The 14,082-nt window shown below is 57.3% G+C and carries 12 protein-coding genes; 7 read left to right on the top strand and 5 right to left on the bottom strand.

The genetic code is table 11. The features are described 5' to 3' along the window. Positions 1-39: 39 nt before the first annotated feature. From nusA to pnp, 6 genes are all read left to right on the top strand, one after another. The gene (gene nusA, locus MDG893_RS07280) at positions 40-1,533 is read left to right on the top strand and encodes a transcription termination factor NusA (RefSeq protein ID WP_007153103.1); all 1,494 of its coding nucleotides are present in this window, start codon (positions 40-42) and stop codon (positions 1,531-1,533) included. Positions 1,534-1,550: 17 nt separating this feature from the next. After that, the gene (gene infB, locus MDG893_RS07275; protein ID WP_007153102.1) at positions 1,551-4,097 is read left to right on the top strand and encodes a translation initiation factor IF-2; all 2,547 of its coding nucleotides are present in this window, start codon (positions 1,551-1,553) and stop codon (positions 4,095-4,097) included. Between the two features lie 25 nt (positions 4,098-4,122). Beyond that, positions 4,123-4,560, top strand: coding sequence for a 30S ribosome-binding factor RbfA (gene rbfA / locus MDG893_RS07270; RefSeq protein ID WP_007153101.1), 438 nt, complete (start codon positions 4,123-4,125; stop codon positions 4,558-4,560). Beyond that, on the top strand, positions 4,557-5,477 hold the full coding sequence (truB, locus tag MDG893_RS07265) for a tRNA pseudouridine(55) synthase TruB (protein ID WP_007153100.1): 921 nt from the start codon (positions 4,557-4,559) through the stop codon (positions 5,475-5,477). The genes rbfA and truB overlap by 4 nt, the downstream gene beginning before the upstream one ends. A 91-nt stretch (positions 5,478-5,568) precedes the next feature. Continuing rightward, positions 5,569-5,838, top strand: a complete 270-nt coding sequence (gene rpsO, locus MDG893_RS07260) for a 30S ribosomal protein S15 (RefSeq protein WP_007153099.1) — start codon at positions 5,569-5,571, stop codon at positions 5,836-5,838. A gap of 314 nt (positions 5,839-6,152) precedes the next feature. Then, positions 6,153-8,276, top strand: coding sequence for a polyribonucleotide nucleotidyltransferase (gene pnp, locus MDG893_RS07255; RefSeq protein WP_040474398.1), 2,124 nt, complete (start codon positions 6,153-6,155; stop codon positions 8,274-8,276). Positions 8,277-8,474: 198 nt separating this feature from the next. Here pnp and MDG893_RS07250 read toward each other — a convergent pair whose 3' ends face one another. The 3 genes from MDG893_RS07250 to MDG893_RS07240 all read right to left on the bottom strand — a co-directional run bounded on the left by MDG893_RS07250 (position 8,475) and on the right by MDG893_RS07240 (position 11,742). Beyond that, positions 8,475-9,344 carry an alpha/beta hydrolase gene (locus MDG893_RS07250; RefSeq protein WP_007153096.1) on the bottom strand — a complete coding sequence of 290 codons (870 nt, stop codon included), beginning with the start codon at positions 9,342-9,344 and terminating at the stop codon, positions 8,475-8,477. Beyond that, positions 9,314-11,179: an Lnb N-terminal periplasmic domain-containing protein gene (locus MDG893_RS07245; RefSeq protein WP_007153095.1), complete on the bottom strand. Its 1,866-nt coding sequence runs from the start codon at positions 11,177-11,179 to the stop codon at positions 9,314-9,316. The genes MDG893_RS07250 and MDG893_RS07245 overlap by 31 nt, the downstream gene beginning before the upstream one ends. A gap of 98 nt (positions 11,180-11,277) precedes the next feature. Next, on the bottom strand, positions 11,278-11,742 hold the full coding sequence (locus MDG893_RS07240) for a DUF3015 domain-containing protein (protein ID WP_007153094.1): 465 nt from the start codon (positions 11,740-11,742) through the stop codon (positions 11,278-11,280). Positions 11,743-12,069: 327 nt separating this feature from the next. On the opposite strand from MDG893_RS07240, the gene MDG893_RS07235 reads away from it, so the two are divergent. Beyond that, on the top strand, positions 12,070-12,510 hold the full coding sequence (locus MDG893_RS07235; protein ID WP_007153093.1) for a hypothetical protein: 441 nt from the start codon (positions 12,070-12,072) through the stop codon (positions 12,508-12,510). Between the two features lie 103 nt (positions 12,511-12,613). Here MDG893_RS07235 and MDG893_RS07230 read toward each other — a convergent pair whose 3' ends face one another. Together MDG893_RS07230 and livG are read right to left on the bottom strand one after the other, a co-directional pair. Further along, positions 12,614-13,315 (bottom strand): ABC transporter ATP-binding protein, encoded by a 702-nt coding sequence (locus MDG893_RS07230; protein WP_007153092.1) that lies wholly within the window; start codon positions 13,313-13,315, stop codon positions 12,614-12,616. 9 nt (positions 13,316-13,324) lie between these two features. Further along, on the bottom strand, positions 13,325-14,080 hold the full coding sequence (gene livG, locus MDG893_RS07225; RefSeq protein WP_007153091.1) for a high-affinity branched-chain amino acid ABC transporter ATP-binding protein LivG: 756 nt from the start codon (positions 14,078-14,080) through the stop codon (positions 13,325-13,327). Between the last annotated feature and the right edge of the window lie 2 nt (positions 14,081-14,082).

Raw genomic sequence — 14,082 nt, 5'->3', positions numbered from 1 at the left:
AGTGGACGCAAAGTTTATTTTTAAGGGCAGGGCAATCCAATGAGTAAAGAGATCTTGCTGGTGGTTGAATCCGTCTCGAACGAGAAAGGTGTCGAGAAGGACGTGATCTTCGAAGCAATCGAGCTGGCACTCGCCACCGCTGCCAAAAAACGCTACGACGACGAGGAAGCGGATATCCGCGTTTCCATTGATCGCCGCACCGGCGAATATGAGACGTTCCGTCGCTGGCTGGTGGTTGATAACGATGCGGTTCCTGCCTTGGGCACCGAGCTGACCATGCAGGAAGCGGAAGACATCGACAAGAGTCTGCAGCCCGGAGATACCCACGAAGAGAAAGTGGAATCCGTTGCTTTTGGCCGTATCGGTGCCCAGGCAGCGAAACAGATCATATTCCAGAAAGTGCGGGAAGCCGAGCGCACCAAGATTGTCGACAGTTACCGTGATCGCGTGGGTGAACTCGTCTCTGGCACCGTAAAGAAAGTAACACGTGACAACGTCATCGTGGACTTGGGTGCCAATGCCGAAGCCCTGCTGCCCCGTGAACACCTGATCCCCCGTGAAACGTTCCGTATGGGTGATCGTGTGCGCTCTCTGCTGCAGGAAATTCGTACCGATCATCGCGGCCCGCAGCTGATTCTGAGCCGTACCGATCCGCAGATGCTGATCGAACTGTTCCGTATTGAGGTGCCGGAAATCGCGGAGGAGCTGATTGAAATTCGTGGCGCAGCAAGGGACCCGGGTTCCCGCGCCAAGATTGCAGTCAAAACCAACGACCGCCGGATTGATCCGGTGGGCGCCTGCGTGGGCATGCGTGGTTCACGAGTACAGGCGGTTTCCAACGAGTTGGGTGGCGAACGTGTGGATATCGTGCTGTGGGACGACAACCCCGCGCAACTGGTCATTAATGCCATGGCGCCGGCAGAAGTCGCGTCCATTGTTATGGATGAGGATCGCCATACCATGGAAGTGGCAGTAGCTGAGGACAATCTGGCCCAGGCCATTGGCCGGAATGGTCAAAACGTTCGGTTGGCTACGGACCTTACGGGTTGGACGCTGAACGTCATGACTGAGGAAGAGGCGGGTGAGCGTCAGGAGCAGGAGTATAATTCTCTGCTTGAGCACTTCACCGGCAATCTGGATGTGGACGAGGAATTTGCAGGCGTCCTCATTGAGGAAGGCTTTACCTCCATTGAGGAGGTGGCGTATATCCCCATGGAAGAGATGCTTGCCATAGACGGTTTTGATGAAGAAACCGTGACCGAATTGCGCCGTCGTGCCAAGGACGCCCTGTTGAATCAGGCCCTGGCCAGTGAAGAGGCGTTAGAGGGCGCTGAGCCCGCAGAAGATCTTCTCGCAATGGACGGTATGGACCGTGGCCTGGCTTTCAAACTGGCCGGTATGGGGATTCGTACCATGGAAGATCTTGCAGAGCAGTCGGTTGACGACCTGCTTGACATTGAAGGAATGGAAGAAGAGCGTGCCGGCCAGTTGATTATGGCAGCACGCGCCCCCTGGTTTGAAGACCAGGCTTAATCGGGAGGAGGACCAGTATGGCTGATGTAACGGTAAAACAACTGGCCGCAGATGTAGGCGCTCCCGTGGATCGTTTGCTGCGACAGATCGTGGAGGCTGGCCTGAAAGCCCGCTCCGAAGGGGATTCTGTTACCAGTGATGAGAAGCAGCAGTTGCTGACCTATCTGAAAAAGAATCACGGTGAGAGTGAGGCTGAGCCCAAGAAAATCACTCTCAAGCGCAAGACAACAACCACGCTGAAAGCGGGCCGTACCAAAACGGTCAATGTTGAGGTTCGCAAGCGCCGTACGTATATCAAGCGCGCCGAGCTCGAGCCGGAAGCGGCGAAGCAGGAAGAAGCTGCCGAGCAGGACGAAGCGCCAACAGCCGTAGCGGCTGAGCAGGCGCAAACTGCAGAAGCGCCCACGACGGAAGCGCCGGTTTCCGAGTCTCCGGCTGAAGAGCCGGCCGTCGAGGAGAAAAAGGAAGAAAAAGCTCAGCCGGAAGTGGCTGCCGAGCCGGAACCATCACCGGTTCCCGCGCCGGAAGACATGCCGATTCCGCCGCCTGAAGAAGGCGAAGGGAAGGATCGCAAGCCGAAGAAGAAGAAAGAGAAGGCCCGTGAGCGCGGTGACGAGCCGGAAGAAGGTAAGCCCAAGAAGAAGTCTGCAGGACACCGTGGGCCCCGCAGCCGTCCAGTGGAAGAACCTCTGATTATCAATGAAGAGGAAGAAGACACTACGCTGCGCAAGCCGCTCCGTGCGAAAAAGAAACCCAAAGAAAAGCGTCATGCTTTCGAGAGGCCGACCAAGCCAATGGTACGAGAAGTCGATATTCCCGAGACGATCACAGTGGGTGATCTCGCCCAACGGATGGCCGTCAAGTCAGCGGACGTCATCAAGAAACTGATGGGCATGGGGGTAATGGCGACGATCAACCAGGCTCTCGATCAGGAAACCGCTGTGCTGGTGACTGAGGAACTCGGTCACAAAGCCAACACGGTTAGTGAAGACGCGTTCGAGGAAGAAGTTCTGAGCGAATTCTCCTTTGAAGGCAAGGAAAAGACCAAGCGTGCGCCTGTCGTCAGCGTAATGGGTCACGTTGACCATGGTAAGACCTCGCTGCTGGACTATATTCGTCGCACTAAGGTGGCGTCCGGCGAGTCTGGGGGTATCACCCAGCACATCGGCGCGTACCACGTGGAAACTGACCATGGCATGGTGTCCTTCCTGGATACTCCGGGTCACGCTGCCTTCACGGCGATGCGTGCGCGGGGTGCCCAGTGCACTGACATCGTTATCCTGGTGGTGGCTGCCGATGACGGTGTAATGCCGCAAACCAAGGAAGCCGTGGATCACGCACGTTCCGCCGGCGTTCCCATCGTTGTTGCCATCAACAAGATGGACAAGGAAGAGGCCGACCCGGATCGTATCAAGACCGAATTGGCCGGTATGGAAGTTATTCCGGAAGACTGGGGCGGTGATGTTCAGTTCATCCCTGTATCCGCCCATACCGGTGACGGCATTGAAGATTTGCTTGAGGCGCTGCTGCTGCAGGCCGAAATTCTTGAGCTTGAGGCCTCTCCGGACGCCCCTGCGAAGGGTGTGGTTGTCGAATCCAGCCTTGAGCGTGGTCGCGGTTCCGTGGCCACCGTACTGGTCCAGAACGGCACGCTCCGTCAGGGCGAGATGGTGGTGGCTGGTTCCTTCTTCGGTAAGGTTCGCGCCATGACCGACGAGGCCGGCAAGCAGGTCAAAGAAGCCGGGCCTTCCATTCCGGTGGAAATCCTGGGCTTGAACGGCACGCCGAACGCTGGTGATGAGTTCTTTGCCGTGGCCGACGAAAAGAAAGCCAAGGAACTGGCGGAGTTCCGTCAGTCCCGCGAGCGGGAGCAGCGTCTGCACAGGCAGCAGGCTGCCAAGCTTGAGAACCTGTTTGAGAATATGGGTAAGGACGAGGTCAAAACCCTCAACGTGGTGCTCAAGACCGACGTTCGTGGTTCCCTCGAAGCCATCACCAAGTCGTTGCAGGATCTTGGCAACGATGAAGTACAGGTCAAGATCGTGTCCTCGGGCGTTGGTGGTATCGCAGAGACGGACATCAGTCTTGCCATGGCGACCAACGCGGTTATCTTCGGCTTCAACGTACGTGCGGACACCGCGTCCAAGCGTCTGGTGGAGCAGGAAGGTCTGGATCTGCGCTACTACAGCATCATTTACAACCTGATTGACGATGTGAAAGCAGCTCTGACCGGCATGCTGGCGCCGGAATTCCGCGAGGATATCGTGGGCATTGCCGATGTGCGTGATGTGTTCCGTTCGCCGAAGTTTGGCCAGGTGGCTGGCTGTATGGTCACCGAGGGTAACGTTTACCGCAACAAGCCGATCCGTGTCCTGCGTGACAACGTGGTTATCTTTGAAGGCGAGCTGGAATCGCTGCGCCGCTTCAAGGATGACGTACCCGAAGTCCGCAACGGTATGGAGTGTGGTATCGGCGTTAAGGGCTACGACGTGAAAGTCGGCGACCAGATCGAGGTATTCGATCGCGTTCGGGTTGAGCGTAAGCTTGAGTCCACCGGCGCGTGATGCGCCTGAGATTAAAGGAAACCTGATGCCAAGAGAGTTCAGCCGGATTGATCGCATCGGCGATCAGATGCAGCGAGAGCTGGCCCAACTCATCCAGCGGGAGGTCAAGGACCCGCGGGTGGGTATGGTCACGGTGAATGCCGTCAAGGTGAGCCGTGACCTGGGTTATGCAGACGTTTACGTGTCGCTGCTGACCACCGAAGAGCTGACCGAGGAATCGCCGCAGGTGCGGGATTCCCTGACAGTGCTGAATAAAGCGGCTGGCTTCCTGAAAGGGCAGGTCGGCCGTGCCATGAAATTGCGGGTGACGCCCCAGTTGCGTTTTCATTTCGATACGCTGCTTGGGCACAGTCGCCACATGGACAACCTGATTCGGGAAGCGGTTGGCGACAAGCCAGTGGTTGACCGTGAGGACGACGCCCGCAACGACGGGGCGTCTGATGATCCGGAGCAAAACGCTTGAGTCGACGTCGTAAAGGCCGCGATGTTAACGGCATCCTGGTGATCGACAAGCCGATGGACATAACATCCAACGGCATCCTGCAGCAGGTAAAACGCCTGTTCGGGGCGGCCAAGGCCGGTCACACCGGTGCGTTGGACCCGCTGGCCACCGGTGTGTTGCCGTTGTGCTTTGGTGAAGCCACCAAGTTTTCCCAGATGATGCTGGACAGCGACAAAGCCTACATTGCCACCGCTCGTCTGGGTGTCCGCACCGAAACCGGGGACAGCGAAGGTGCCGTGGTCGCTGAGAAACCGGTGCCCCCTGGGCTCGATGCCGAAGCTCTGGAACCGGTGTTGGAGCGCTTTCGTGGCGATATCCAGCAGGTTCCCTCCATGTATTCCGCGTTAAAACACAAGGGCAGGCCGCTCTATGAGTACGCGCGGGAAGGTATTGAAGTGGAGCGTCCGTCGCGCCCGGTGACCATATACGAGCTGACGCTGCTGGAGGTGCGCGAGACCGAGATTGATATCGCGGTAAGTTGCACGAAAGGCACCTATATTCGCTCGCTGGTGGAGGACATTGGCGAGGCATTGGGCTGCGGTGCCCATGTCACGGCATTGCGCCGCACCATGGCCTCCGGTTTCACGCTGGCGGATGCCCGTGAGGTTTCAATGCTGGAGTCCATGCGCGAAGAAGGTGAAAGTCTGGATGGCCTGCTGGTGGCCCCGGATGCTGCTCTGTCCATGTTCCCGGAGCGGGATCTGGAAGGCAGTTCGCTGGTGTCGATATTGAACGGACAACCAGTTAGAATATCGGGTCAGCCTGCGGAAGGGTTCGTTCGCCTTTATGGCAACGGGCGTTTTGTCGGGCTGGCGGAAGGATTCCCGGAGGGGGAGGCGACCAAACTGGTGCCTCGTCGTCTGGTGAAGAGTGGCTGATAGCCCTTTAAGGGTTATTGCCAGTTAGCCGGGCTGTAGAGATGCGTGGTTCGGCCGAATTCGATAGCATCGCGACAATGAGGTGAGTTTTATGGCACTTTCTGCCGACGAGAAAGCACAGATCGTTAAGGATTTTCAGCAAGGTGATGGCGATACCGGTTCTCCTGAAGTTCAGGTTGCACTGTTGAGCCACAACATCAACAAGCTGCAGGATCACTTCAAGACCAACAAGCAGGATCACCATTCCCGCCGTGGTCTGATCCGGATGGTTAACCAGCGTCGTAAACTGCTGGATTACCTGAAGCGTAAGAATGCAGACCGCTACCTGGACCTGATCCAGCGTCTGAGCCTGCGTCGCTAATCCGGTTGTACTTAACGGCCGGCGGGGCTTTGATAGCCCCGCTGGTTGTGCCTCTCTCCTGCATCGTGTCTGTCTGTGAACCCTGAAGGAACTGAACTCCCTGTCGTAACGGAAAGCTGAATTTGATAGCAGGTTGTTGAAAAGCCCGGTTTAGCCAAGTGGCTTCTGTCCCCGGGGTTTTGCAACAGCCTGTTAGCTTTCAGACGGGCTACCCTTCAGTTCATCACTTCGGACTATGTTGCAGTTATAGCGGATAATTCGCAGGGGCGAGTTGTCCGGGTCAACCAATTGAAATGATGAATTCAGGAGTTACCGTGGATCTTAATCCCGTTAAAAAATCGTTCGAACTCGGCGGCAAGACCGTCACCATCGAAACTGGTCGCATCGCCCGCCAGGCTACCGGTTCTGTGCTGGTTACCGTAGACGACATTTCGGTACTGGGTACGGTGGTTGCCGCCAAGGAAGCCAAGCCGGGCCAGCCGTTTTTCCCGCTGACCGTTAACTACTTCGAGAAGACCTACGCTGTGGGCAAAATCCCGGGTGGTTTCTTCAAGCGTGAAGGCCGTCCGTCCGAGAAAGAAACCCTGACGTCCCGTTTGATTGACCGTCCGATTCGTCCGCTGTTTCCCAAGGGATTCATGAACGAAACCCAGGTCATCACTACGGTCATGTCCTCCAGCAAGAACCAGGATCCGGATATTGCCGCCATGCTGGCCGCTTCCGCCGCCCTGTCCATCTCCGGTATCCCGTTCGATGGTCCTATAGGTGCATCCCGCGTTGCATACACCAACGAGCGTGGCTACTTCCTGAACCCGACCTTTGAAGAACTGGAAACCTCCCTGCTGGACATGGTGGTTGCCGGTACTGAAGACGCGGTTCTGATGGTTGAATCCGAAGCCAAGGGCCTGACAGAAGACCAGATGCTGGGCGCCGTGCTCTTCGGGCACCAGGAAATGCAGACAGCGGTTACCGCGATCAAGGAATTTGCCGCTGAAGTTGGCAAGCCTCGTTGGGAGTGGCAGCCAGAAGCAGAGAACACTGAGCTTCTGAACGCTGTAAAGGCTGACTTTTCGGCCGATATCGAGCAGGCCTATGGTATCCGTGACAAGATGGAGCGCTATGCCCGCTTGAGCGAGATCAAGTCCGCGGCCGTTGAAAAACTGGCCGGAGAGGAAGAAGGTCAGCCGGCGGAAGACGAAGTGAAGAAGTATTTCGCCAAGGTTGAGAAGACCATCGTTCGCCAGCAGGTTATCGATGGCAAGCCGCGTATCGATGGCCGTGACAACAAGACCGTTCGCCCCATTGAAGTGGAAGTTGGCGTTCTGCCCAGCACCCACGGCTCCGCCCTGTTTACCCGTGGCGAGACCCAGGCCATCGTGACCACCACGCTCGGTACTGCGCGTGATATGCAGATCATCGATGCCCTGGAAGGTGAGCGTAAAGACCCGTTCCTGTTCCACTACAACTTCCCTCCGTACTCCGTTGGTGAAGCTGGCCGTGTGGGTACGCCGGGCCGTCGTGAAGTTGGCCACGGCCGTTTGGCCAAGCGTGGTGTGGCAGCGGTTATGCCCACCATGGAAGAATTCCCGTACACCATCCGTGCGGTGTCCGAAATCACCGAATCCAACGGTTCCAGCTCCATGGCGTCTGTCTGTGGTTCCAGCCTGGCGCTGATGGACGCGGGCGTGCCCATCAAGGCGCCGGTGGCCGGTATCGCCATGGGTCTGGTCAAGGAAGGCGACCAGTTCGCGGTTCTGACCGACATCCTGGGTGATGAGGATCACCTCGGTGATATGGACTTTAAAGTTGCGGGTACCTCGGACGGTATCACTGCGCTGCAGATGGACATTAAGATTCAGGGCATCACTGACGAGATCATGGAAATTGCTCTGGACCAGGCCAATGCAGCACGTCTGCACATCCTGGGTGAGATGGCGAAGGTTATCTCTGCGCCGCGTAAAGAGCTTTCCAGCCGCGCGCCAAGCATCACCACCATCAAGATCAACCCGGAGAAGATCCGTGACGTTATCGGCAAGGGCGGTTCCACCATTCGCTCTATCTGTGACGAGACCGGCGCTTCCATCGATCTGGATGATGATGGCAACGTGAAGATCTACGCTGACAATCAGGATGCGGCCAATGCTGCGATGAAGCGGGTGATGGAAATCACTGCGGAAATCGAAGTTGGCGCTATCTACAGCGGTCGCGTTGAGCGCATTGTGGACTTTGGCGCCTTTGTTAACATCCTGCCTGGCAAGGATGGTCTGGTGCACATTTCCCAGATCTCCGAGCGTCGTATCGAGAATGTGACTGACGAGCTGAGCGAAGGTCAGGAAGTTCTGGTCAAGGTTCTGGATGTGGACAACCGGGGGCGCGTGAAGCTGTCCATGAAGGAAGTGAAGGAAGGTGAGCAGCCGACGGATCTGTCCGCGCTGTAAGCTCTGTCTTTGACAAAAACCCGCCGCTCTTCGGAGTTTGGCGGGTTTTTTATTTTCAGGCCTTCGATCCTTGTGAAGCGCCCGTCGCAGACAGGCTTTCAAAACACGCCACGTAAATACGTCCCTGTAGGGCTCGGTCGCGCCATCCCTGGCGCTCCACGGTTTTGAAAGCCTGTCTGCGACGGACGCCCAGGCTGTTTACTCGCCTTCCATGAATTCCAGAACTTCCTCCTGATACCCCGGAATCACAAATGTTGAGGCGTGGGGCGTATCCGTTTGCAAAAACGATTTTGGTTCCGCCGCCGCTTCATATAATCGCTCCCCATGATGAAACGGGATGATTCCGTCCCGAACACTGTGAATCACCATCACTGGAACCGGGCTGATATCACCGATGCGTTCGTGAGCTTCGTATTCGTCAGTGATCGTCCAGCTCAATGGAACCTGCAGCGGCCAGGTGAGCCAGAAGTCGCCGAGTTTTTCACGGGCGATGGCGCGGAAGCCGGAGAAGGTGCCGTCGAGGATGACGCCATCAAGAGGTGGTTGTTCATTGCGTTGAACCCATTCGCTCGCAAGGGCGGTTCCCAGTGCGCCGCCGAGGCTCTGGCCAAGTAGGAACAGGGGGCGGTTTTCGACGTCCTGTTGTCCAACCAGCCACCGAAGACCGGTCTCTGCGTCGTGCAGGGTGCCTTCTATGTCCGGTGCGCCGGTAGAGCGCCCATATCCCCGGTAGTCGATCAGGAAGACGTTGTAGCGCTTCTCAGGCAGCCAGGCGACATTCATGATGTGGCTGCTGATGTTCTGGGCGTTGCCGTGAAGGAAGTAAACAGTCCCCTTCGGTTCGGAATTGGCGGGGAGCCACCAGCCGTGGAGGGTTTCGCCGTCCGGGGTTTCCACGAACACATCTTCGTAGTCCAGGTTCAGTCGGTCCGGGGTGATGTAGGTAACCTGGTCTGGGTAGAAGAACACGCTGCTGCAGCCGGTCTGCAGCAGCAGGGTAAACGCGGCGATGAGGCTGGCCAGTGTTCTCAGAGTTGTCAGAAGTAGGCGTGGAGTCCGAGTTGCCATGTGCTGCGGTACCTGTCGTAGTGGTCTTCACGGCTGAATTTTCCGAACAGGCTGAAGTCCCGTCCGAGGTGCCAGTTGCCTTCCAGGTAGGCTTGGTCCTGGCGGTGTTGGTTGCTGACGATCCAGGCCTTGGTTTTCACGCCACCCAGAAGGCTGAACTGGTTGTTTTGGTGGAGTATGCCCAGATCGGCGCCGGGCGCAGCGTCGTAACCGCTGCGCAGGTCGTTGTCGATTTCCAGGTCGGCGGTGGCCATGGCGAAGGCCTGGGTGCCGGTTGTCAGTCGCCAGCTTCCACCGGCACCGCCCTCGAGGTAGGGGGTGAATACGCGGTTGGTTTCGGTGTCAGTGCGGCGGCCGCCGAAGCCGACTTGCCAGGACAGTGGCGAGAAGAACTGGTTGCGCGGCGAGAGGGAGCGGATTTCCACGCCGGTCAGTTGTTCAACCTGTACTTCGTCGTTGTCCGTGTAAAGGCGGGCGTCCAGGCGCAGGAATTGGAGTTGTGCTCCGCCACGGTAGCCTGCGGGAGGGTCAAGTACATCGTGGTAGGCGGGGCGTAACGTGAGTTCGCTAAAGTTGCGGTCACCCATGCGCCCGCCGCTGACGCTGGCGCGAAAGGTGTCATGGCCCTGGTCGTCCCGGATGGCAGGCTCCGGGGGGCCGTCCTGTATTGCGACCCCGCGGATCTCGCTGCGTTCCCTTAGCAGGTCATGGGAGAGTGGGGCTGCGTGTTCCCTGGGCCAGCCCTCGGCTTCGCTTTGGTAGCGAACATAGTCGTAGGTGGCGTCCAGCACCCTCGCACGCGGCTCATCGCTTAACGCTTGTACCTCGGGCGCATCGGCATCCACATACCCGTTGGCGATGGCGGCGGCGAGTGTCTGATGATCGTCCGACAGGGCGTCGATGCGGTGGCTGACGTTGGTGGCTGCTGAGGGGCGGTAGTAGACGGAGTCGACAAGCCCCTTGTCGACAGCCCATCGCACCGTGTCCGAGGGAATGGCATGGGTGCCAACTTCCCCCAGCAGGTCGGTGCCGGGTCGGGCGACGTCGATCAGGGCCAGCAGGCGGTAGGCGCAGTTTTCGTCAAAAAAGTAGTAATCGAAGTTGCGGTCGCGTATCTCCCAGGTATGGGCGAGCATCATGTCCACTTCCGCCTGGGTGAGGTTGAGGGTGTACTCCCACAGGTCCCGGTGCTCAATGTCGGAATAGAGGCGAATTTTTTCGTAGTAGGGCTGGATAGAGGTAATGCCCGGGTAGCCACCGAAAATGCCTTTGTAGGCAAACAGGATTTCGCTGTCGTGTGCAGCTGCATCGGCGGCATAGGAAATGGTGTTGGCCAGGATCAGGTTCGTTTCTTCGTCTTCCCGGGGTGGGTCGAGGCGTAGGAACGTGTGACCAAACATGGACGATGGGCTGTTCAGATACGACGCGGCGAACACCAGGGTCACGGTTTCAGTATTCAACTCGTCGGTCCATTCCTCGAAAGCGGGGCAGTTTACGGGGTGCCCCGGCAGGTCCAGTTGCGTCCTCAGCCAGCGGTCCCGTGCCGGGAAGCGGCAGCGCGCGTGCTCATTTCCGCCTCCGGGTTGGGTGATGGCCGTGAGTGTGGCTTCCAACTCCGCCTTTGGTGAGGTTTTGCCGTTGTCGCTGAGATAGAAGGCATCGTCGTCCGCCTGACCGGTGTAGCCGTCGCCAAAGCGATCGGGTTGGTAATGGAGCAGGGTCAGCCACGCAGGATTCAGATGCAGGTTTCCGGTGTCGGGGAGCGATGAGGCAAATGCATTAAGACAGGATGCCAGCCAGATAAGGGCCAGCGCGAACCGAAGCGAAGTGCGCATGGATGGTCAGTCAATTCCGGGTTAGGCGACAGGTGGATGGTGAGAAATTCGTTGCGCCGTCCATGGCGCGCAAACTCCTTTTTTTTCGCGCCCGAAGATCAGGCGGCTACGTACTTGCTCAGCGTATCATTCTGCTCCAGCAGGGCTACGATGGCATCGACAGCCTCGCCAGAGGTGGTGTCGGACGATGGGAAGATGGTGGCGAAATTATCCTGCAGAACTTTGCGGAAAGAGTCGCGATCCGCCTCGTCCACACCCAGCAGTACGGCCAGGGTGTCCAGATTCTCGCCGGAGCCACGGGACATGTCGCGGGCTACCTTATCGATGTTGCTGTCCATGTACATGGCCATGGATTGCACGGACTGGTTGGTCTGGCAACCCAGGGTACCGGTGGTCATACCAAACGTCTGGTTACCGAAAGTACCGTTGGTGGTTGCCGCCAGAACGTGGGGGGCGATGCCTGACTGTCCTTTCCAGATCATTGCACCCACGCCGCAACCAGGCTGAGCGAAGGCTAGGGTAGAAGCACCCATGAGCAGTGCACCTGCGATGAGTTTTTTCATTATCCACTCCTTGTTTGGTTTAGCTGTCGTCGCAAACGCGCCATGCCCGCCTGAGAGGGTCCCGGGGCCGGCGCGCTAACGGCCCTGACTGATTTCCCGTGGAGACAGGTCGACCGTTGACTCTGAGTATAGTTGAAATCTCAGGAAGGCAAATTACAAAGGCGCTGAGTGATTGATTTGGCCCGCAAAGTCAAAAGTGTGATCACGTGTTCATATTTCTAAATCGGCTAAAAAATGTTCTTTTATGATGATCTTGTTATATAGCGTTTGTTTGGGTATAGTGCGCGCGGCCATGAAGGCTTGTACACAACACATGGAGATTGAGTTTTGAAAAAAGTTCTTGTCGCATCATCACTGATTCTTGCCGGCGCACTGACTGGCTGTTCCTCACTGAACACCAGCGCTCCTTCCCTGCCGCTGTCCGGCTCCGTTGCTACCGACGTCAAGGCTGACATCGAAGTAGGCGAGAAAATTACCGGTCAATCCTCTGCAACCAAGGTTCTGTTCTTCACCCTGGGTGCTGAAACTGAATACGCTGATGGCGTTGCCTACTCTGCCGGTGGTAGCGGTGGAAGTGTTCTGCCTTTCGCGCTGCCGAACCCGGTTGAGTCCGTCAAGGCAGCAGCTGCCTACAACGCGATTCAGGAATCCGGCGCTGACGTGATTGTTGCTCCGCGTTACACCGTCCAGAAGGACGATTACGTGGTGTTTGCAACCATCAACGTCACTGTTGAAGGTTACAAGGGCACCATCAAAAGCGTTAAGTAAGTGTTTGCTTAATGCCAGGTGTTACAAAAAAGCCGGAACATGACACCATGTTCCGGCTTTTTTGCGTTTAGGTACGCCGTTCTAGCGTTGGGTGGCTATCTCATCAACCACCGAGGTAGGCATTCTGAACGTCCGGGTTGGCCAGCAGGTTTTTCCCGGTATCGTGCAGGCGGATGCGTCCGGTTTCCAGAACGTAGCCTCTGTCCGCCAGGTTCAGCGCCTGATGCGCATTCTGTTCCACCAGGAACACCGTAATCCCTTCCTCACGCAGCTTTCCGATGATTTCAAAGATCTGTTTGATCACCAGTGGCGCCAGCCCAAGGGAAGGTTCGTCCAGGATGATCATGTTCGGTTTGCTCATCAGCGCCCGCCCGATGGCCAGCATCTGCTGCTCGCCACCAGACATGGTGCCGGCACGCTGATGCTCACGTTCCTTCAGGCGTGGAAACAGCTCGTAGACGTGGTCCTGGCTTTTGCGGATTTCCGATTTGGTGTTGAAAAAACCGCCCATGTGGAGATTTTCTTCAACCGTCAGGCCGGAAAATACGCGCCTGCCTTCCGGTACGATAGCAATGCCCGAGCGCATGATGTTTGAGGTGAGGTCACGGGTGATATCCCGTCCCTGGAGAATCACTCGGCCGGATGTGGCCTGGGGATTCCCGCAGACGGTCATCAGCAGCGTGGTCTTGCCGGCGCCATTGGCACCGATCAGCGACACAATCTCACCTTTCTTTACTTCGACAGAGACACCGTGAAGTGCCTCAATCTTGCCGTAATGGGTATGGACGTCTTCTAGTACAAGCATGGTTTTTCCTCAGGCCTCACCCAGATAGGCTTTGATAACATCATCGTTGCGGCGAATCTCATCCGGTGTGCCGCTGGCCAGGGGGCGCCCCTGGTTGATCACATTGATGCGGTCGGAGATATCCATCACCAGGCTCATGTCGTGCTCAATCAGCACCACAGACACGTTGTAGTCTTCCTTGAGGCTGATGATCAATTGGTTCAGGTCTTTGGTTTCGGCCGGGTTCAGGCCGGCAGCGGGTTCATCCAGCATCAGTAGCTTGGGCTCGGTCACCATGCAGCGGGCGATCTCAAGACGGCGCTGCTGGCCGTAGGCCAGGTTTCCGGCTTCCCGATTCGCCATATCTGTCAGTCCCACCCGGTCCAGCCAATACGCGGCCCGGTCCAGCGACTTTTGCTCTTTCTCCCGATAGTTCGGCGTATTCAGTATGCCGGAGAGCAGATTGGTGTTGAGGTGGCGATGTTGCGCCACCAGCAGGTTCTCAACCACCGTCATACGGCTGAACAGCCGCACGTGCTGAAAGGTTCTGACCAAGCCAAGACGGGAAATCTTATAGTCCGGCTTCCCCTGGATTTCGCCTCCCTTGAACAGGATCTTGCCACCAGTAGGTTTGTAGAAACCGCTCATGCAGTTAAACACCGTGGTTTTGCCGGCTCCGTTGGGGCCGATGATCGCCACAATCTCATGTTCCCGTACGTCCAGCGACACCTGATCCACCGCCAGGAGCCCGCCAAAGCGCATCGACAGATTCTGTACTTCAAGCATTA

Source organism: Marinobacter algicola DG893 (assembly GCF_000170835.1).
Classification (GTDB): domain Bacteria; phylum Pseudomonadota; class Gammaproteobacteria; order Pseudomonadales; family Oleiphilaceae; genus Marinobacter; species Marinobacter algicola.
The sequence above is the reverse complement of the archived record's forward strand: the minus strand, read 5'-3'. Positions and strand labels throughout refer to the sequence as shown.

Bases quoted from the DNA above. Each gene is read 5' to 3' on its own strand.
- MDG893_RS07245 (WP_007153095.1), bottom strand. From the start codon at position 11,179: ATGCGCACTTCGCTTCGGTTCGCGCTGGCCCTTATCTGGCTGGCATCC.
- MDG893_RS07240 (WP_007153094.1), bottom strand. From the start codon at position 11,742: ATGAAAAAACTCATCGCAGGTGCACTGCTCATGGGTGCTTCTACCCTA.
- MDG893_RS07250 (WP_007153096.1), bottom strand. From the start codon at position 9,344: ATGGCAACTCGGACTCCACGCCTACTTCTGACAACTCTGAGAACACTG.
- rpsO (WP_007153099.1), top strand. From the start codon at position 5,569: ATGGCACTTTCTGCCGACGAGAAAGCACAGATCGTTAAGGATTTTCAG.
- MDG893_RS07230 (WP_007153092.1), bottom strand. From the start codon at position 13,315: ATGCTTGTACTAGAAGACGTCCATACCCATTACGGCAAGATTGAGGCA.
- livG (WP_007153091.1), bottom strand. From the start codon at position 14,080: ATGCTTGAAGTACAGAATCTGTCGATGCGCTTTGGCGGGCTCCTGGCG.
- infB (WP_007153102.1), top strand. From the start codon at position 1,551: ATGGCTGATGTAACGGTAAAACAACTGGCCGCAGATGTAGGCGCTCCC.
- rbfA (WP_007153101.1), top strand. From the start codon at position 4,123: ATGCCAAGAGAGTTCAGCCGGATTGATCGCATCGGCGATCAGATGCAG.
- nusA (WP_007153103.1), top strand. From the start codon at position 40: ATGAGTAAAGAGATCTTGCTGGTGGTTGAATCCGTCTCGAACGAGAAA.